Here is a 19,726-nt window from a genome sequence, read left to right on the forward strand (position 1 = left end):
CGCCAGCCTCTACCCGTGCAGGAGAGGCCGGGATCGGCTCAAACGATCTTGAAAATCGCCAGCGCCAGCACCGCCTGGGCGAGGAAGCCGACGGTGAAGGCCAGCGTGCGGAACACCGGCAGGCCGAGCGTATAGACGATCAGGTGCGCGACGCGGGCCCAGAAATAAACCGCGCAGGCGAGCACGGTCCATTTCGTCGAATAGTCGATCTCGGCGAGGATCAGGACCAGTGGCGCGAAGATGACGAGGTTCTCGACCGCGTTGTCATGCGCGAACATCAGCCGCGTGGCCCATTCGGCATGCGGCTTGTCGTTACGCGACGGGTTGGCCATGGTGCCGATGAGGCCGCGAACCTGGCAGCGGTTCAGGATGTAGGGGACCCACAGGATTCCGGTCAAAATCACCGTCAGCGTCAGCCAGAACAATTCGCGCGTCATTGGTTTCCCCCTCGATTGATTTCGAATCCCGTCCCGGCGGGATGGCTGGTTATACCCAAGCGCGGCGGCCTGCGCTACGCGCGGACCCGCACATAGCTGCCGGGCGCGTCCTCGATCGGCGGCAGCACCTCGCCGACCACGCGCGCCGGGACCATCTCGGGGTCAATGCTTTCCAGCCATTGGCGCCAGTCGGGCCACCACGATCCCTTGTGCTCCTGCGCGTTCTTGAGCCAGTCGGCGAGCGTCACATCCCTGATATTGTCGTTGGTCCAGTATTGGTACTTGCCCGACGCCGGCGGGTTGACGACGCCGGCGATATGGCCCGACCCGGACAATACATATTTCACCGGGCCGCCGAAGAATTGCGAGCCGTAGAGCACCGAATCCGCCGGCGCGATGTGATCCTCGCGGGTCGCCAGATTGTAGACGGGCACCCTGACCTTCGACAGATCGAGCAGCGTGTTGTCCAGCACCATGCTGCCGGCGGAGAGCCGGTTCTCCAGATAGCAGTTGCGCAGATAATAGGAATGGTTCGCCGCCGGCATCCGCGTCGCGTCGGAATTCCAGTGCAGCAGGTCGAACGAGGTGGGCGGCTGGCCCTTCAGGTAGTTGCTCACGACATAGGACCAGATCAGATCGTTCGAGCGCAGCATGTTGAAGGCCATCGCCATCTTGCTGCCTTCCAGCACGCCGGCGGCTTCCATGTCGCGCTCCAGCGCCGAGATCTGGTCTTCGTCGACGAACACCAGCAAATCGCCGGCATGGGTGAAATCGACCTGCGCCGCAAAGAACGTCGCCGAGGTCACCCGCACGCGGCGCTTTTCGGCAAGCCACGCCAGCGTCGAGGCGAGCAGGGTGCCGCCGACGCAATAGCCGGCGGTGTGGACCTTCATTTCGCCCGTCACCTTTTCGATCACGTCCATCGCCGTGAGCGGGCCTTCCTTCATGTAGTCGTCAAACGTCTTCTTGCCGAGTTCCTTGTCCGGATTGACCCAGGAGATTACGAACACGGTGATGCCCTGATCGACGCACCACTTGATGTAGGATTTCTCCGGCTTGAGATCGAGGATGTAGAATTTGTTGATCCAGGGCGGCACGATCAGGAGCGGCGTGCGCAGCACGGTCTCCGTGGTCGGCGTGTACTGGATCAGCTGCATCAGCTCGTTCTGGAAGATCACCTTGCCGGGCGTCGTCGCCATGTTGACGCCGACCACGAGGTTGGAAGGATCGGACTGGCGGATGCGCAGCGTGCCGCGGCCGGCCTCGATGTCTTCCGCCAGCATCTTCATGCCGCGAACCAGATTGTCGCCGTTCGACGCCAGCGTCTCGCGCAGCACTTCCGGATTGGTGAGGATGAAATTCGACGGCGCGATCGCGTTGGTGATCTGCTGGACGTAGAACTCGGCCTTCTTGCGGGTGTGCGGATCGATTCCCTCGGCGTTGCGCACCAGTTCGTGCGCCCATTGCGTGGTCAGCAGGTAGAGCTGCATGACGAAATCGAAGAACTGGTTCGATTTCCACTCCGGGTCCATGAAGCGCTTGTCGCGCGGTGACGGCTCAATCGCGGGTTTTGGCTGCTGCTCGCCGGCCATGCGGCGCATCGCACAGCCGAACAGATCGAGATAGGCCTTGCCCATCTTGGTTTGCAGATCCTCCGCGCGCTCCTTGTCCGAGAGCCAATATTCGGCGACCACGCTGAGCGTCTTGATCACCTCGCCAAGTTCGTTCGGCGGCTTGTCCTTGATCTCCCCGGTCTCGCGCGGCTTGAGATAGGCCGCCAGGGCCTGCCCGCTGCTTTCCATCGCCCGCGCAATGTTCATCGCGAATGCTTCGGCGTTGAAGGTTTTCGCGGACTGGGTTTCGGTGCTAACATCGCTCATGACGGGACACTATAACTTCATTTGGGGTTCGTCACCGCGCCGATCTGCGGTGACACTTTTGGGGTTAATCCTGCTGCACTGCGATAAAGAATCTTCGTTCTGACATATTGAGGCCTCAGCGGTCCGATTTGGTGGTCTGGCTTTAATCGTTTCGGGCGACAATGGTTTGAACGGTTGCGGCGAATTTGACGCAGTTACGCGATTTGTCGTTGCAAGGCTCGTACCAGCAAAACGGCTCGTACCAGCGACAGGGCGCGTAAGAGCGTGGCTACCGGCAAGTGGGGACTTCCGGACGGATGCGGATGGATCGAACGATCAGGCTGTTGGCAATCGGTGCGCTGTTCGCGTCAGCGCTGGCCGTGGGCGGCTGCTCGACGTCGATCGCGGATCTGCCGGGGGTCGGCCTGCCCAATGATGCGCCCCAGCGTCCGAAGGAAGCCGGTTCCTATCTCCCGGTTCACGATCTGCCCCCCGACCGCGAGGAGGCGGCAATGAAGCCGGCCGAGCAGGACAAGATCGAGAAAGAGCTGATCGCTGCGCGGGACCGCCAGGCCACCTCGGCGGCCCCAAACCCCGCCGCCAAGTGACTTGTTCCAATTTCAAGTGACCGGGTCCAATCTGAAGTGGCCTGGTCAGGCCGATAGAAGCTGGCGCCGCCATGTGACCGTGCTAAAAAGAACCCCAATTCAACCGCATATCGGGTCATCGACCCCGGATTTTTGCGCCTGAATTCGCTCTAAATCGTTGATTGAGCGCGATTTCTGGACGAAACCCGATTTGGTTTCGCAACGCCCAAGGGTCTGGCGATTCTGTCCTGCCGGTAGTCGGAGCAAAGGTCCCATGGAAGAATTCTACCGTATCCGCCGTCTGCCGCCTTACGTGTTCGAACAGGTCAACCGGGCCAAGGCGGCCGCGCGGAACGCCGGCGCCGACATCATCGACCTCGGCATGGGCAATCCGGACCTGCCGACGCCGCCCCATGTGATCGAGAAGCTGAAGGAAACCCTCGGCAAGCCCCGGACCGATCGCTATTCGGCGTCGCGCGGCATCACCGGTCTGCGCCGGGCCCAGGCTGCCTATTATAACCGGCGGTTCGGCGTCAAACTCAATCCGGAAACCCAGGTTGTGGCGACGCTGGGCTCCAAGGAGGGCTTTGCCAATGTGGCGCAGGCGATCACCGCGCCCGGTGATGTCGTGCTGTGCCCCAATCCGAGCTATCCGATCCACGCCTTCGGGTTCCTGATGGCGGGCGGGGTGATCCGCTCGGTGCCGTCGGAGCCGACGCCGCAATTTTTCGAAGCGGTGGAACGTGCGATCATCCATTCGATTCCGAAGCCGCTGGCGCTGGTCGTCTGCTATCCCTCCAATCCGACCGCCTATGTCGCCGACCTCGATTTCTACAAGGATCTGGTCGCGTTCGCGAAGAAGCACGAGATCTTCATCCTGTCGGATCTGGCCTATGCCGAGGTCTATTTCGACGACAAGAATCCGCCGCCCTCGGTGCTGCAGGTTCCCGGTGCGATCGACGTCACCGTCGAATTCACCTCGATGTCGAAAACGTTCTCGATGGCCGGCTGGCGCATGGGATTTGCCGTCGGCAACGAGCGCATCATTGCCGCCCTGGCGCGGGTGAAATCCTATCTCGACTACGGCGCGTTCACGCCGATTCAGGTTGCCGCGACCGCGGCGCTGAACGGACCGGACGACTGCATCCGCGAAATGCGCGATACCTACCGCAAGCGCCGCGACGCGCTGGTGGAATCGTTTGGCCGCGCGGGCTGGGAGATCCCACCGCCGCAAGCCTCGATGTTTGCCTGGGCACCGCTGCCGAAGGCCTTCGAGCAGGTCGGCAGCATGCAGTTCGCGACCCTGATGGTGGAGAAATCCGGCGTGGTGGTGTCGCCCGGCGTCGCCTTCGGTGAGCATGGCGAAGGCTATGTCCGCATCGCCATGGTGGAGAACGAGCAGCGGATCCGGCAGGCTGCGCGCGGTGTGCGCCGCTTCCTTGAAAGCGGCATCGAAACGTTGCACAACGTGGTTCCTCTCGCCAATCGGCGCTAGGCGTGATTCCGAAAATGGTTTCCCGTTTTCGGATCGTGCCTGGTCAAAGTTCCTCCGGCAGGTTTTTCAAGTCATGGTCGCACCCCTGAAAGTGGGCATCGCGGGGCTCGGCACTGTCGGCGCCGAAGTCGTCCGCCTGATCGAGCAGCAGGGACGCACGCTATCGGCGCGCAGCGGCCGCGGCATACGCGTCACCGCCGTAACCGCGCGTTCGAAAGTGAAAAAGCGCAGTCTCGATCTGCGCGACATCGATTGGGCCAAAAGCCCGCTGGCGCTGGCCAACGATCCCAACATCGATTGCTTCGTCGAATTGATGGGCGGTTCCGGCGAACCGGCGCTGTCGGCGATCGAGGCCGCACTGAAATCCGGCAAGTCGGTGGTGACAGCCAACAAGGCGCTGATCGCCAAGCACGGATTGCGGCTGGCGAAGGCTGCCGAGAAGCACGGCGGCGCGTTGAATTTCGAGGCAGCGGTGGGCGCAGCAATCCCCGTCATCAAGACCCTGCGCGAGGGCCTTGCCGGAACATCGATCAATCGCGTCTACGGCATCCTCAACGGCACCTGCAATTACATCCTGACCCGGATGGAACAGGAAGGCCTGTCATTCGCCGAATGCCTCAAGGATGCGCAGCGTCTGGGCTATGCCGAGGCCAATCCGTCGTTCGACGTCGACGGCCACGACACCGCGCAGAAGCTGGCGATCCTGGCCAGCCTCGCGTTCGGCACGAAGGTTGCACAAAGCGCAGTCTATGTCGAAGGTATCTCCTCGATCGCGCCGGAAGATCTGCGCGCCGCGGAGGAACTCGGTTATCGGGTCAAGTTGCTTGGGGTCGCGGTGCGGACGGCGAAGGGTATCGAACAGCGCGTGCATCCGACCATGGTGCCGAAATCGTCATCGATTGCGCAGGTGATGGGCGTCACCAATGCGGTCACGATCGACGGCGAGGGGATTCCAGCGATCACGCTGGTCGGTCCCGGCGCGGGCGGTGCGGCGACCGCGTCCGCCGTCGTTGCCGACATCGCCGATGTCGCGCGCGGCATTCGCGCAATGCCGTTCGGACGTCCGGTGGAGAAATTGCGCGCGACCACCAAGGCGCCGATGGAACGCCACGAAGGTGGCTACTACATCCGCCTGATGGCGCGCGATCTCGCAGGTACTGCCGCGACCATCGCCACCCGGCTTGCGGAACAGAGGATTTCGCTGGAATCGATCGTGCAGCGTCATCCCGACGGCGTCGACGCCAACGGGTCGGCGAAGAAACCGTCACCGGTTCCGGTTATCCTGATCACCTACGCCACCAGCGAGGACGCGGTCTATCGCGCGCTGGAGGCGGTGCAGCGCGACAAGGTGATCAGCGGCCGGCCGCAGGTGATACGAATCGAGAAAAACTAACGCGTGAACCGCACGGCTCACGTGCTAAGCGCAAGAAACGAAGATACGGGCCGCCAGGTCCGTTGTGAAGGTTCAAAGGAGTGCTTGTGATGTCGACCCATATTTCCGTGCCGCCGCAGCTGTTGCTCGAGCGCATTCTGACGCTCGAAATCGTGCGCGTGACGGAGCGCGCCGCGGTTTCGGCGGCGCGGTTGCGCGGCCACGGCCAGGAAAAGGCCGCCGACCAGGCCGCGGTCGACGCAATGCGCCGCGAACTCAACAAGCTGCCGATCGAGGGCACCATCGTGATCGGCGAGGGCGAGCGCGACGAGGCGCCGATGCTGTTCATCGGCGAGAAGGTCGGGCTCAACGCCGGACCGCAGGTCGATATCGCCGTCGATCCGCTCGAAGGCACCACGCTGTGCGCCAAGAACATGCCCGGCGCGATCGCGACCATGGCGATGGCCGACGGCGGCACGCTGCTGCACGCGCCCGACGTCTACATGCAGAAGATCGCGGTCGGCCCCGGCTACAAGAAGGGCGTCGTCGAGCTCGATGCATCGCCCGCCGACAACGTTCGCCGGCTCGCCAAGGCGAAGGGCGTCGATGCTGCCGCGATCACCGTGCTGGTGCTCGATCGCCCGCGCCACGCCGATATCATTTCGGGCGTTCGCAGCACCGGTGCTGCGGTACGCCTCATCACCGACGGCGACGTCGCGGGCGTGATCCATTGCGCCGATCCCGACAATACCGGCGTCGACATGTATATCGGCACCGGCGGTGCGCCCGAGGGTGTGCTGGCGGCGGCGGCGCTGCGCTGCATCGGCGGCCAGATGCAGTGCCGCTTGATCCTCGACAGCGAGGAAAAGCGCGAGCGCGCCCACAAGATGGGCGTCGCCGATCCGCGCATGATCTACGGCATCGAGGACATGGCGCGCGGCGACTGCCTGTTCGCGGCCACCGGCGTCACCACCGGCTCGCTGCTGTCGGGCGTCAAATTCCGCAAGGACGTCATCGAGACCGAAACCGTGGTGATGCGCTCGGTCACCGGCACCGTGCGCTACATCAAGGCGGAACACCGGCAGCTGGAGAAATTTCACCTCGATTGATCCCGTCATTCCGGGGCGCGCGAAGCGCGAACCCGGAATCTGCAAGTTGCCGCGCGAGATTCCGGGTCTGGTCCTTCGGACCATCTACGATGCGCAATTGCGCATCGGAGAATGACCAAGAAAAAACAATAAAAAGGGGAGGCGACCATGTCCGATATTTCCGCCGTAAAAGCGCTGGGGTTCGACGTCTTCGGCACCGTGGTCGACTGGCGCACCAGCCTGATCGCGGATTTCACCAAGTGGTCGGAGACGCGTGGCATCAAGGCGGACTGGACCGCGCTGGTCGACGGCTGGCGCGCGGTCTATGCCGCCTCGATGGACGAGGTGCGCAAGCATCCCGAGCGCGGCTACATGATACTGGACACGCTGCACCGGCAGTCGCTGGAAAAGCTGGTCGCGCAGCTCGGGATTTCCGGCCTCACCGACGCCGACCTGCATCACCTGACCATGGGCTGGCACCGCCTGCATGCATGGCCCGACAGCGTCGCCGGCCTGACGCGGCTGAAGACAAAATACATCATCTCGCCGCTGTCCAACGGCAACGTCGCGCTGCTCACCAACATGGCGAAATTCGCCGGCCTTCCCTGGGACCTGGTGATGTCGGCCGAACTGTTCGAGCACTACAAGCCCGATCCCGAAACCTATCTCGGCGCCGCAAAGCTGCTGTGCCTGCCGCCGGAGCAGGTGATGATGGTGGCCGCCCATAATCACGATTTGAAGGCCGCGCAAAAGCTCGGTTTGAAGACGGCCTTCGTCGCACGGCCGACCGAATACGGCCCATTGCAGAAGTACGATTTCGAAGCCAAGGGCGACTGGGACATCGTCGCCAAGGATTTTGGCGGGATCGCCGACAAGATGGGCTGCTAGGTTAGGCGGCGGATTGCGATAGCGTCCCGACTGGCGGCGCGGCCGGCCCCCCGAAAAGCGAGTGATTGAACCTCGGCGCGCGCTCGGAGCACCAAGGGACTGGCACTGCCTGCTGTGCTACGCCCGCAATGGCGCGCTAACGGCACTGTGCCGCCGAAAAGAGGACGCCATGACCATGAACCAGCGGACCGTGACGACAGGGCTTGTCGTCGCTTTCATCCTCGCGTCCGCAGCATTGCCGGCGATGTCGGCGCCGCGCGCGCCGGCGTCCGACGATGCGCAGGCGGTCGACAGGATGCGCGCGGCGATTGCGGTCAATGCCGGGAAGCTTCTCGAAACGCAAGGCGGGTCCCGCGTCGTGTTCAAGGTCGACGGCGCGGCCTTGCATGAAGCCGTCGTGACCGAGCTGCGCGATGATTTGTATAAAATATTGCGGGAGGGACGCATCCCGTTTGCCGGTCTGGCGATGCGCGACGGCGGCGTCGAAGTCCGGATTACAGAGCCCAAGGACCGGCAACGGGTCTTGAGCAAGCTCGTGCCGTCGACGGAAGCGGCGCAATCAGGCGAAGCGGCTATCGCCGTTGCCGACGGCGGTGACGGGCTGACCCGGCTCACGCCGACGGATTCCGGGTTCTCCGAGCGCCTGCACCGACTGGTCAGGCAGTCGATCGAGATGATCGAACAGCGCCTGCGCAGCACTGACATCGGGCAGGCGAGTGTGCAGCCCGACGGGTCCGACCGTATACGCGTCCTGCTGCCGGGCATCAGCGATCCCGGACGCGTGAGCGCGATGTTCGCCAAGCAAGCGCGGCTCGCATTGCGCCTGGTGGATGAGTCGATGACCGCCACCAAGGCGATGGAAGGCTCCCCGCCCGAGGGATCCGAAGTACTCACCGACTTCAAGACCAAGGCTCCCTATCTGGTCCTGAAGGAGACCGCCGTCGAGGGCAACGATATCACCGATGCCGCGCCAGGGTTCGATCCCGCGACCCACCAGCCGATCGCGTCGTTCCGGTTCAACGCGCATGGCACGAGGCGCTTCGCGCAAGTTACCCAGGACAATGTGAGCAAGCCATTCGCCATCGTCCTCGACGACCAGGTGCTCTCGGTGTCCGTCATTCGGGAGCCGATCCTGGGCGGCTCGGGGGTGATATCATCGGGTAACTTCACGCTCGAAGACGCCAACACCATGGCCATGATGTTGCGCTCGGGAACGCTGCCCGGGCGCCTGAGCGTCGTCGAACAGCAGGTTGTGGAACCGGCGGGCAATAGCGGAAAACAATAGCCGGGAGATTAGCGCTCTTTGGGCGGATTGCGACGAAGCCGACCAACAGGACAAGAAGCACGCGGGTAACCGCAGTAGCTCGGCCCTGTGTGAGCCAATGGGCGTCGCGCAACGCAACTGTGCAGCCGGATATCAACACTTTTGAAGTTGAATTCCTGACATCAGTCTATCGCGAAGGCTGTAGCGGTTGGACATCGGAATGTAGCGCGTCGATTCGTTTCGGCGAACAAATGCCACTTATCTTGCTCGTCACGCCGATCGCCACGATCGCCACCAAGACCCCCGCCAGGACATCAACCAAATAATGGCCTCCGCCCAGCGGCGTCGCCACCATCATCACGATGTTCCATGGAATGACGACCAGTCTCACCCAGCGCAGGGGCCAGCAAGCCCACATGAGGAGAATAGCAGATGCCGCATGAAAGCTGGGAAACGTCAGGACGCCCGACAATTGAGTCAAGCTCAGTTTGTGCAGGTGCCCTCCTCGCACGAGCGGCACGTCGCGCAATGTGTCGTAATAGGCCTGGGGCACGAGTTGGGGGAAATCGGATGCCTGCAATCCTAACGCACCATAGACACCGATGGCCGGCACGAGGGCCGCGATAAGGGTCGTGGCCAAAATAGCGAGCGTGACAGCGCATACCGTCTCCGCGACTCGCCGATAGCATCCAGTCAGAGGAAGCAGGAGTACAATCACGAGCAGCTGCAGATTGATCGAACTGTACGACCGGGCCAGGAGCGGGATCAGTTCGCGATGATGGTTTGTAAAGTCCAGGAAACTCCGGAAGTCAAATCCCAGCGCGCGGTCCCAAGCCAGCAACCTGGCATCCTGCAGAGGAAGATTAACGGAAACGGCGACATACGTCAGCGTCAGTATGACCGGTATGGCCATTACCAGTTGCGCAAGTGCGACAAGGCAGAGAAAAATCCTGGGGTTGGCGTGCGTCGTCGAACGAGCGTTCCGTAGTCCAAACCACCAGTAAAGGCTCGCCAGAGCAAAAGCCACGAGATAGCCCATGGTCTCGACGTAAAATTCTGTTGCGACGAGAACGGCAACGACGACCCCCGCCGCGCTCGCCAGCAGTCGCCAGTTAAACGAGAAAATATTCCAGGCGGCCTCAACTTCGTCATCGGCCAGGTTCAACCGCCCCTGGGTATCCGGCCAGCGCAAGATCGTCCGCTTCATGTCAATGGTGCCGTGCACGAGAACATTCTCCACCTGGGCCTTATCGATGCTTGTTCGGTGGTCGCGACAGACACGGCAGACAACAATCCGTACGTGAGAGTTCGCGAGGTGGCGTGCTCCTGCCGCATCCGCACGCAGGAGGACGTATCCGTTGATAAGGGTGGATGAATTTCGCGCCCGCCCAAGCTGGGGCGCTACCGGACGTATTTTACAAAGGCGAAATAACCCTCCGGGACATCTGCGAGAACCTGATTGACCCGACGAGCCTCATAATTGAAGCCATTCGCTATACCCGGACATAGTCTTATTCCCAGTTCCACTATCTCCAGTAGAAATACAGAGCATAGCCTAAGGTTGAGTAAACGGCGCCACTACAATTGTGGCACGAGCGTCGAGCGGCCGATCGGCTGAAGTCTTCGGTGCTCGGGTATCATTAAGATATCAAGCTGATGCGAGATTGCCATCGCCGTAAACTGGCTTCTATTGTTCAGCCCGACGCCGATCACAAAACGGCGGTTTGAGGAAACGACGGGGAATGACGTCCATGCCGGGAAGGCTGCCACAAGGAAGCTCAAGCAGAGCCATGCGCCCATTCTCGTTGATTTTATTCATCGTGCTGATGCACGCCCTCAGCGCGGCGGCGTCGGCGCAGACGGCAGACCGCACCATCGATGAGATCAAGGCCGAAACGTTCGCAAGGGCGCAGACCGGCGCCTATCCAGCGTTAGGGATTCTGCCTGGCGACGCCGCCGATGCGCTCGGCCGCATCGGCACACGCGATCCAGACGAATGGGCCGCTGCCTGGAGTGCCGTCGCCGACGTCTACATGGCAAAGGCGAGGGCCGCGAGCGAGCCGAAGGAAGCCGATGCAAACTTCCTGCGCGCCTGGCGCCTGTATTATTTCGGGCAGTGGCCGGCGCCGACTTCCGCCGGGAAACAGGCGGCATACCAGCGCGCCGTCGAAGCCTATCTCCAGCATGCCCGGTATTTCGACCCACCGCTCGAAGTCGTGCGCATTCCCTTCGAAGGCAGCGAAATTGTCGGCTACCTGCGGCTGCCTGCCAATGTCCCTGGTCCCGTCCCGTTGGTGCTGGCGATTTCGGGTCTGGACAGCCGAAAGGAAACGGTTGCCGAAACCTACGCTGCGGCGCTGCCGGAAGGCATTGGCTTCTTCGCGGTCGATAGCCCGGGCACCGGACAGGCACCAAGCAAGGCAAGCGAGACCGCGGAGCGGATCTATTCGCGCGTGCTCGATTATCTCGCGTCGCGGCCGCAGATCGACAAGAGCCGCATCGTCGTGCATGGCCAGAGCTTTGGCGCCTATTGGGCCGCGAAACTTGCGCACACGGAGGCCAAGCGCCTCGCCGGCGCCGTCACCCAGTCGCCGCCGATCCATCGCACATTCCAGCCGGACTTCTTCCGTGGCCGGATGTACACCCGCGAATATCTGTTTGACCTGCTGCCGGCCAGCCTGTTCGTCTACGGCATGAAATCGGCGGACGAGTTGCTGGCTTTCTTGCCCAAGATGTCGCTGCAGGCGCAGGAAGTGCTCGGCAAGCCGGCGGCTCCGATCCTGGTGGTCGGCGGAACCAGGGATACGCAGGTGCCAATCGATGATCTCGAACTTCTCATCAATAGCGGCAGCGAGCCGCGCGAAGCATGGATCAACCCGATTGGCGGCCACATGGGCCGCACCGCCTCGACCTGGCCGGATCCGGTGATTTTTCGCGAGGTCATTCTGCCCTGGGAAGTGCGGCAGCTCGGCCACAAGCGCATCAACTGAACACAGGCGCGTAGGGCGGGATTGGAGCCGACCGCGTCCGCCGTCCCTGAAAAGGTTCAATGCAGCGGATCGCTTCGACCGAATCTCTGCGCTCGGTCATTAGCGCCGGTTGCACGTCGGCCGATGAGGTCCGCTCTTCCCCGAGAGGCACACATCGCTTGGCGAGAACGCCATATCTCAAAAGTGCCCAAAGAGCGACATCGACTCGATCACGATCCGTCCGCTCAGTCAGCGGGGATCGTAAACTGAAAGAGAGCACCCTGCGGTTCGCACGGGATCGCCCACAGCCGTCCGCCGTGCGCTTCGATGATCGAGCGGCAGATAGATAAGCCAATGCCCATGCCCTCGGGCTTGGTCGTGTAGAATGGCTCGAACAGACGCGAGAGGCTTTCCGGGCTCAGCCCCGGGCCGGTGTCCCGAACCCCGACGCGCACGCCACCTTCGGACGGAACCGCATCGATGCTGATCTGTAATTCGCGGTTGCCGTCCTCAACGCCACTCATCGACTGGATGGCATTGACGATCAAGTTCAGCATCACTTGTTGCAGTTGGACCCGATCGCCTTGGACACGCGGCAAGCCCTCCGCAAATTGCGTCCGCACCGACACACTATTGTTTGCGGCCTCCGTACGGGTGAGAGCAATAACCTCAAGGATGGCATCGTCGATCGCTACGGCGTCCTTTCGTGCGGGCACCTTCTTAATGAGCGCACGAACTCGCTCGACGACCTCGCCCGCGCGAGTCCCTTCCTTGACAATCAGAGAGAGCGCGTCATCCACCTCGCGAAAATTCGGTGGATCCGCGCTTAGGAAACGCCGAGCGGCTAACGCGTATGTGACTGCCGCTGTGATTGGCTGGTTCACTTCATGAGCAATCGAGGCCGTCAACTGGCCCATCGTCGCGACGCGGTTGGCGCGCGCCAGCGCCATCTGCGCCCCGCGATATTGCCGCTCGAGGCGGGTGCTCTCCAGGGCAATGGTAGCTTGCGCAGCGAAGTCCCTGAATAGGGAAATCTGTTTGTCAGTGAATGGCTGCACCTGTTTGCGGCCCAGACTAATTATCCCGACTATCTCATTGTCTTTGAGCAACGGCACAAACAGGCCCGTTCGAAGACCTGCGTTCACCACCGTGATACAAAAATCATCCCGAAGATCGCCTTCAACTGCTGTGAAGTCGGGGATGTGGGTGGGTAACCTGCTTGCGGCTAATCGATCCGGAAGGCTCCCCTTTTCTGCGAGAGCCGGGATTAATGACCACACCTGACTAACCAAAAGGGGGTCCCCTCGCACCGCCACGAGACGAAGGCCGCCTTCTTCGGAGAGACGTAAGGCGCCTGAGTCTGCTCGACAGAGGCGTGTGGCGCTGTCGAGGATGGCGTCGAAGATGGGCTGCAAGTCGTGCGGCGAGTTCGCAATGGCGCGCAGCACTTCCGAGATGGCCGTCTGTTGCTCGATGAGTTCGGTCACCCGATCTTGCAGCTCAGAAGCGGTGCTTTCTCCTTGGACATTCTCGTTCATGCAGAGCATGTTCCTCGGCTTGGACGGTGAGGGCAGTATAACGGCTCCAGCCGCAGTTCGCGATAGCTCTCATCGCCGTCCAAAACGAAGATGCGGCCAAACATCCAACGTCTGCTCGGGGTCAAAAACGGAAGTGGCCCCGCCTGAACGGCATGTCCGTTCTACCCTCAAGAGCAGACATCGTCCGGCCAACCCGGCATGTCCGTTTCGTGCCAATAGGCGACATGGTCCGCCTGCTTGAAAATGAAAGAGACGCCGCCAACCGGGGCGGCCTTTCCTGCTTTTATTACGGCCGTGCTGTCAGTCTCACGCTGCGTTCGGCCATCATGGAATTGGGTGAGCTTTCTCCGCGAGATCGCCCGTTATGACGGCGCGGAGTCTACCGGGCGAAATCCCGTAACGTTTCCGAAACGCGCGCACGAATGCGCTCTCGGAGTCGTAGCCGACCACTGCCGCCACCTGCGCCAGGGTTCCAGTTGTCGAGCCGAGGCGATGGCGTGCCAGACCAAGCCGCAACTCGCTCAGGAAACCAAGCGGCGCAATATCCCCCTCCCTGCGGAAGATCCGAACCAGAGTCGCGCGCGAAACATGCGCTTCCGCCGCAAGCTCATCCAGCGTCCATGGATGCGCGGGAGCTCTCAACATGGCGGTGACGGCTCTGGCCGAAGACGACGATGCGAGCAGCCGTAATATGCCGCTCGATGCCGCGGACTGTTCGAAATGCAGGCGAAGCATCATCACGAAGAGAGCGGTAGCAAGCTCGGTGGCAATCGTCGCCGCGCCCGGACGCGCGGCCTGCAGTTCCTCATCGATCGCCTGCACCAGCATCCGCATCCGGTCGAACAGATCCCCTCTGCCGATGCTGAGCACGATCGCCTTTGGCAATGCGGCAGTGACGAGACTGTACATGGCCCCATCCAACCGCAGCCGGCCGCAGATCATCTCGGTCTCGGTGGCGCCGCGGGTGTTGGTCTTGATCCTGATCGCGTTGTTGTATTCGGTTCTGATCGGCGCTCCGGAGCTTCCGCCACGGCTCGCCGATCGCACGACGTGGGAGTCGCCCTGCGGGAGCAGGAGGATGCTGCCGGCTTCCAGCTTGAACGTTTCGCCGGAATACCGCTCCAGCAGGCAATTTCCATTGGTCACGATGTGAAATTGAGCAAAGCCCGCCGGTTCCGCTTCGTGCACGACCTCCCATTGCAAGGCAAATCGGCACACATCCTGAATTTCCGGGCGCGCCCGGAACAGGGGAGCAATCGAACTGAGCGGGTCGAGAGTAGCCGGCTCAGTCGCGTCGTCTGGATGTTTGATCCGGCCGGCATAGGTTTTGCGCCGCGAGAGCATCGCCAATTCCCCGTTCGCCCCGATTTCTCGAAGCATCGAATGAATGAGGAGAATGTAATGCGGATGCGTCAACCCAAGCGCGGATTTCAGACGCGCAACGATCACGAATACGCGATGAAGAAAACATTCATCGGCGGCACTCTTGCATTGCCGGTCCTGGCTTATCCCGCTCGCGCCTCGTCGCGCAACGCGGAGCGCTGAACACAGTCAATCCCACCGTTCATTCCGCGTTTTCACATCGCATCGAAGAGGAGAGCGTCATGCACATGCTGGATTGGAATACATATCGGCAGCAGCTTCTCGCCGGGGTCGGCGGCTTCGGCAAGCTCAACCCCGATATCATCAAGGGCTACACCACCCTGAGCGGGGCCGGCCCGAAGGTCGGTCACCTCGATGAAAAGACCCGCGAACTCGTCGCGCTTGCGGTCGCCATAACCCTGCGCTGCGACGGCTGCATCACGGTACATACCGCGGCGGCCCGGGAACGGGGTGCGACCAGGGAAGAGATAGCCGAAGTGCTGGGTGTTGCGGTCTCCGTCAATGCCGGCGCGGCCGTCGTCTATTCCACCCGCGCGCTCGACGCATTCGACGCCGCCGCCGAAATCAATCCCAACGCCTGAGGAGAACTCATGATCGGCTATCTTCGTCTGCCGCTTTCCTGGATCGCTCATTCCGATCGGGTCGGCATCCCGCTGATGCGCGTCGCCATCGCGATCGTCTTCCTGTGGATTGGCGCGCTCAAATTCGCGCCCTATGAAGCCGACAGCATCACGCCCTTCGTCGCCAACAGCCCGTTTATGTCGTTCTTCTACGAGCATCCGGCCGAGTACAAGGCGCACCTCACGCACGAGGGTGAGTTGAAGCCGGCCGAGCGGGCTTGGCAGACCGCGAATAATACCTATGGCTTTTCCGACCGGCTCGGAACCATGGAGATAACGATCGGCCTGCTGACGCTGCTGGGCGTGTTCTCGCGCCGATGGGGCATCTTGGGCGCAACGCTCTCGTTCCTGACGCCATTCGTGACGTTGTCTTTCCTGATCACGACGCCAGACGCGTGGGTCTCGGCGCTTGGCGATGCGCAGCACGGTTTCCCTTATCTGTCAGGCGGCGGTCGGCTCGTGCTGAAGGATGTAATCATGCTGGTCGGCGGTCTGCTGATCATGGCCGACAGCGCCCGCGCCTTCCTTGAGGCGCGCCCTTTCGCCAAACTTCAGACGATGACCGCCAGCAAGACCTCCACCGCCCCGGCCGAGTGAGCGCAGCCGGTTGCCACCGGAACCTGCAGCATCGGAAACAGTCTGGAACAGTATCTGCCAATAGGCAACATGGTCCGCCTGGTCGAAAATGAAAGAGGCCGCCGACCGGGCGGCCCCTTGTGTCGGCCGCCCGCCGCGGACCATGACCACTTTGGGTCAACAACGGTCCTGACGGCCCCGAAACGAGACTTCTGCTCTACCCCGATCAACGGACATCGTCAGAAAATTGTCCGAAAGGCCTCGACTTCCGGGTCGGGTCAAAAGCTGCCCTGACGGCCCAAAAGTCCAACTTCCGTTTTACCGCCGAAAGCGGACTCAAGCGCGCAGGATGGGTTGAGCCAACGGGTCCGGCCCTGCGGCCGGCCCGATGATAAATTCCGAGATACCCATCAGCTCCGCGGGCGCAATTGATTGATGGGTTTCGCGGTCGCTCAACCCATCCGACGGGTTCGTTTCGGGCCGGCCTCTGCCTTGCAGTTTGGCCAATTGCTACGTACCCTGAGACACCATCAGAGCAACGGGAGCCCGACGCCCATGAACGCCTATCGCGTCTTACGCCATGCGTGGATCCTGTTGATGGTTGCACCCATTCCGGCCTGGGCCAGCATGGCCCGCGTCTACGTCACCAACAGCGCCGGGGACAGTATCCACGTCATTGATCCCGCCACCAACAAGGTGGTCCAGCAGATCAGGGGCGTCGAGGGCGCGCACGGGATTGCATTCTCTCCCGACGGTTCCAGGGTCTATGTGAGCGATGAAGTCGATTCGACGCTGGATGTTTTCGACCGCAAATCCGGCAAGCTGATCAAGAAAGTCGAACTGAGCGCCCACCCCAACAATATCGCGGTGGCCAAAGGCGGCCGCATCGTGGTCGGCATCGCCCGCGATCCCGGCGCGCTCGATATCATCGATCCGGCAACCCTGACGCGGACCAAAAGCGTGCCGGTCAACGGCAGGCTGCATAACGTCTATGTAACGCCCGACAGCAAATACGCCGTCACCGGTTCGATCCGAACCGGGATCGTAACGGTCATCGACCTCACGACCGAGCAACCCGCGTGGGAGATCAAGCTCGACAAGGGCATTCGCCCGATGGCGATCGAGGCGGGCCCGGATGGCTCGACCAAACGTATCTTCGTGCAATTGTCCGACCTCAACGGGTTTGCGGTGGTGGATTTTGCCGCGCGCAAGGAAGTGGCACGGGTCCAGCTACCTGCAGCCAAGGCCGAGTTTGAAACCGATGGGGACCGCGCCACGGCGCCTTCACACGGCATAGGCGTTGCACCCGACGGCAAGAGCCTGTGGGTGACCAGCATCCCCAATAACGCGGTGTATGTTTATTCGCTTGCCGACCTCACGCTGTCAGGCGAAGTAGCACTTCCGTCCCTCAAGCTGCGGGGGCATGGATCGATTTCGGCGGTTGCAAATTGGGTCACCTTCACGCCCGACAGCAAGACGGTCTACATTTCCAACGCGGGTCTGCGCTCGGTCTCGGCGATCGATACCACATCAATGAAGCTGATCGCTGTGGTCCCGGTCGGCGAGGTGCCCAAGCGCATCAACACGCTTGTTATCCCGGACCATCCGGGCTCCGCCGCTATTTCTTCTGGGAAGCGAGCGTCGCTCCATTGACCCACGCGGCAAGCGTGCGCCAGGCCGGATCGCGCTTCGACGGGAACTGGCGTCCGCCAGAGTGAAACACATCGCCGCCGCCTTCGGGGCCAAGGGGATGAAGCAGTCCTCCGTGAAATATCCCGAAGCGATTGATTGGCAATGGAAATTGCGGGGATTGCTGTGATTGGATTTGCCAGCAATCGTAGCTGCTGCGTCGATTTTCTTGCAAATTCGTGTTGAGGATTCCCTCGAATCTGAAGCTGTGATTCTCTACCGATCATGTGATCGGAGGGGATTCGATGCGGCCACGGGAGCGGCGGGAAAGCGGCGAGCAGGATCTGTTTCGTTCGCGGCTGGACCAGGTCATCAACATGGATCACGCGCTGGCGAAGCTGGCGCGGACGATCGACTGGGGATTTCTGGAAGAGAAGTTCGGGGCGGTTTACGCCGACGGCTCCGGCCGGCCGCCGCTGCCGACCCGGCTGATGGCGGGGCTGGCGATTCTCAAGCACACCTACAACCTCAGCGACGAAGTGGTGTGCGAGCAGTGGATCGAGAACCCATATTACCAGTACTTTTGCGGCGAGGAGTTTTTCAAGCACCGGCTGCCGCTCGATCGCTCCTCGATGACCCACTGGCGCAACCGCATGGGAGAGGAGCGGCTGCAAGCGCTGTTGCAGGAGAGCCTGGCGGTAGCGACGCGAACCGGCGCGATGAAGCCTTCGGAACTCTCGCGCGTCATTGTCGACACCACGGTGCAGCCGAAGAACGTTGCCTTCCCGACCGACGCCAAGCTGTTGAACCGGGCCCGTGAGAAGCTGGCGACGCTGGCCAAAAAGCTGGGCGTGGAGCTCCGGCAGTCGTACACGCGGGTCGGCAAGTCCGCGCTGATCCAGCATCAGCGTTACGCCCATGCCAAGCAGTTCAAGCGCGCCAACCGGGCTCTGCGCACGCTCAAGACCTATCTGGGCCGCGTCATCCGCGACATTGCCCGCAAGATCGACGGCGACCATGGGCTCGAGGGCAGCTTCGCTCACCTGCTCAGCCTTAGCCGGCGGGTGCGCGAGCAGGAACGCGGGCAGCGCGGCGCCAAGGTCTACAGCCTGCATGCCCCCGAAGTGGAATGCATCGGCAAGGGCAAGGCCCACAAGCCTTACGAGTTCGGCGTCAAGGTCAGCGTTGCCATCCCCCTCAAGCATAGCAAGGGCGGCCAGTTCGTCGCCCATGTACAGGCGCTGCCGGGCAATCCCTATGACGGCCATACGCTGGCTGAGGTGATCCCGGGGATCGAGAAACTCGTCGGCGCTACGATCGATCGGCTCCACGCCGATGCCGGCTATCGCGGCCACAACGCGCCACCCGACTACAAGTTCAAAATCTACACCTCAAAACAGAAGCGCCGCGTGACCCCGGCGATCAAACGAGAGATGCGTCGCCGCTCTGCCGTCGAGCCAGTCATCGGCCATCTCAAGGACGAGCACCGAATGGGCCGCAACTATCTCGCCCACCGCAATGGCGACCTCAACAACGCCATCCTCGCCGCCGCCGGCTACAACTTCCGCCGCCTCGTCAAGTGGCTCAGGATTTTGTTGTGCCTCTTCTTCGCCAGCCTCTTCCCTCAGCTAAATCCGTTGCCTGCGTGAAAAGGCCATTCTTCACCGGAGACCACATCGCCGCCGCCTTCGGGGCCAAGGGGATGAAGCAGCAACCGGCTTGTATCGGGATCGCCCGGGTTGACGAGCTTTGCGACCATCTCGAAATTCCGGCGCGATTGTTCCTCGGTCCAGGCAGGCTCCCCCTTTGAAAGCCTCTCGAGACGGAATGCGTTGTTGCTCTCGACATGACAGACGTAGCAGCGGGCATGTTCAGGGCGTTTGGTCAGAAAGACCGGCTCGACGCGGCTCTTGAAAAATTCGTAGTCAAGTTTCGGCACGGTTTGCGCCGCGGTGATGGCGCTGGAAACGGCCAGCGCCACCAGAACCGCCACGGCTGTCAAAGCACGACCCGACATTCAA

18 protein-coding genes are annotated in these 19,726 nt (G+C 61.9%); 12 read left to right on the forward strand and 6 right to left on the reverse strand.

Annotation, left to right across the window (positions count from 1 at the left end):
* Positions 1-38 precede the first annotated feature (38 nt).
* Positions 39-437 (reverse strand): MAPEG family protein, encoded by a 399-nt coding sequence (locus tag V1289_RS43880; protein WP_334405793.1) that lies wholly within the window; start codon positions 435-437, stop codon positions 39-41.
* A gap of 74 nt (positions 438-511) precedes the next feature.
* Positions 512-2,317 (reverse strand): PHA/PHB synthase family protein, encoded by a 1,806-nt coding sequence (locus tag V1289_RS43885; RefSeq protein WP_334405794.1) that lies wholly within the window; start codon positions 2,315-2,317, stop codon positions 512-514.
* 296 nt (positions 2,318-2,613) lie between these two features.
* Between V1289_RS43885 and V1289_RS43890 the strand changes: the two genes are divergently transcribed.
* The 6 genes from V1289_RS43890 to V1289_RS43915 all read left to right on the forward strand — a co-directional run bounded on the left by V1289_RS43890 (position 2,614) and on the right by V1289_RS43915 (position 9,011).
* Positions 2,614-2,904 (forward strand): hypothetical protein, encoded by a 291-nt coding sequence (locus V1289_RS43890; RefSeq protein WP_309184602.1) that lies wholly within the window; start codon positions 2,614-2,616, stop codon positions 2,902-2,904.
* A gap of 253 nt (positions 2,905-3,157) precedes the next feature.
* Positions 3,158-4,378 carry an LL-diaminopimelate aminotransferase gene (locus V1289_RS43895; RefSeq protein ID WP_334405795.1) on the forward strand — a complete coding sequence of 407 codons (1,221 nt, stop codon included), beginning with the start codon at positions 3,158-3,160 and terminating at the stop codon, positions 4,376-4,378.
* Between the two features lie 73 nt (positions 4,379-4,451).
* Positions 4,452-5,771, forward strand: a complete 1,320-nt coding sequence (locus V1289_RS43900; RefSeq protein ID WP_334405796.1) for a homoserine dehydrogenase — start codon at positions 4,452-4,454, stop codon at positions 5,769-5,771.
* Between the two features lie 89 nt (positions 5,772-5,860).
* Positions 5,861-6,859, forward strand: coding sequence for a class II fructose-bisphosphatase (glpX, locus tag V1289_RS43905; RefSeq protein WP_334405797.1), 999 nt, complete (start codon positions 5,861-5,863; stop codon positions 6,857-6,859).
* Positions 6,860-7,006: 147 nt separating this feature from the next.
* Positions 7,007-7,726: a haloacid dehalogenase type II gene (locus V1289_RS43910; RefSeq protein WP_334405798.1), complete on the forward strand. Its 720-nt coding sequence runs from the start codon at positions 7,007-7,009 to the stop codon at positions 7,724-7,726.
* A 244-nt stretch (positions 7,727-7,970) separates the two neighbouring features.
* A complete protein-coding gene (locus V1289_RS43915) occupies positions 7,971-9,011 on the forward strand; it encodes a SecDF P1 head subdomain-containing protein (protein WP_334405799.1) in 1,041 nt (346 codons plus the stop codon).
* A gap of 166 nt (positions 9,012-9,177) precedes the next feature.
* Here the strand turns inward: V1289_RS43915 and V1289_RS43920 are convergent, their stop codons facing one another.
* Positions 9,178-10,215, reverse strand: a complete 1,038-nt coding sequence (locus V1289_RS43920; protein ID WP_334405800.1) for a phosphatase PAP2 family protein — start codon at positions 10,213-10,215, stop codon at positions 9,178-9,180.
* Between the two features lie 565 nt (positions 10,216-10,780).
* Here V1289_RS43920 and V1289_RS43925 point away from each other — a divergent pair.
* On the forward strand, positions 10,781-11,980 hold the full coding sequence (locus V1289_RS43925) for an alpha/beta hydrolase (RefSeq protein WP_334405801.1): 1,200 nt from the start codon (positions 10,781-10,783) through the stop codon (positions 11,978-11,980).
* Positions 11,981-12,204: 224 nt separating this feature from the next.
* Here V1289_RS43925 and V1289_RS43930 read toward each other — a convergent pair whose 3' ends face one another.
* Positions 12,205-13,497 carry a sensor histidine kinase gene (locus V1289_RS43930; RefSeq protein ID WP_334405802.1) on the reverse strand — a complete coding sequence of 431 codons (1,293 nt, stop codon included), beginning with the start codon at positions 13,495-13,497 and terminating at the stop codon, positions 12,205-12,207.
* 324 nt (positions 13,498-13,821) lie between these two features.
* Positions 13,822-14,841 carry an AraC family transcriptional regulator gene (locus V1289_RS43935; RefSeq protein WP_442896141.1) on the reverse strand — a complete coding sequence of 340 codons (1,020 nt, stop codon included), beginning with the start codon at positions 14,839-14,841 and terminating at the stop codon, positions 13,822-13,824.
* Between the two features lie 57 nt (positions 14,842-14,898).
* Between V1289_RS43935 and V1289_RS43940 the strand changes: the two genes are divergently transcribed.
* The 5 genes from V1289_RS43940 to V1289_RS43960 all read left to right on the forward strand — a co-directional run bounded on the left by V1289_RS43940 (position 14,899) and on the right by V1289_RS43960 (position 19,354).
* On the forward strand, positions 14,899-15,042 hold the full coding sequence (locus V1289_RS43940; protein ID WP_334405803.1) for a hypothetical protein: 144 nt from the start codon (positions 14,899-14,901) through the stop codon (positions 15,040-15,042).
* 59 nt (positions 15,043-15,101) lie between these two features.
* Positions 15,102-15,461 carry a carboxymuconolactone decarboxylase family protein gene (locus tag V1289_RS43945; RefSeq protein WP_442896142.1) on the forward strand — a complete coding sequence of 120 codons (360 nt, stop codon included), beginning with the start codon at positions 15,102-15,104 and terminating at the stop codon, positions 15,459-15,461.
* Between the two features lie 9 nt (positions 15,462-15,470).
* Positions 15,471-16,097: a reactive chlorine resistance membrane protein RclC gene (gene rclC / locus V1289_RS43950; RefSeq protein ID WP_334405804.1), complete on the forward strand. Its 627-nt coding sequence runs from the start codon at positions 15,471-15,473 to the stop codon at positions 16,095-16,097.
* A gap of 534 nt (positions 16,098-16,631) precedes the next feature.
* The gene (locus V1289_RS43955; protein ID WP_334405805.1) at positions 16,632-17,729 is read left to right on the forward strand and encodes a cytochrome D1 domain-containing protein; all 1,098 of its coding nucleotides are present in this window, start codon (positions 16,632-16,634) and stop codon (positions 17,727-17,729) included.
* Positions 17,730-18,010: 281 nt separating this feature from the next.
* Positions 18,011-19,354 carry an IS5 family transposase gene (locus tag V1289_RS43960; RefSeq protein WP_334405806.1) on the forward strand — a complete coding sequence of 448 codons (1,344 nt, stop codon included), beginning with the start codon at positions 18,011-18,013 and terminating at the stop codon, positions 19,352-19,354.
* Here V1289_RS43960 and V1289_RS43965 read toward each other — a convergent pair.
* Complete coding sequence (locus V1289_RS43965; RefSeq protein ID WP_334405807.1) at positions 19,330-19,686, reverse strand: hypothetical protein; 357 nt, start codon at positions 19,684-19,686, stop codon at positions 19,330-19,332. The genes V1289_RS43960 and V1289_RS43965 overlap by 25 nt on opposite strands.
* Positions 19,687-19,726 lie beyond the last annotated feature (40 nt).

The organism is Bradyrhizobium sp. AZCC 2289, from assembly GCF_036924615.1.
Taxonomy (GTDB): Bacteria; Pseudomonadota; Alphaproteobacteria; order Rhizobiales; family Xanthobacteraceae; genus Bradyrhizobium.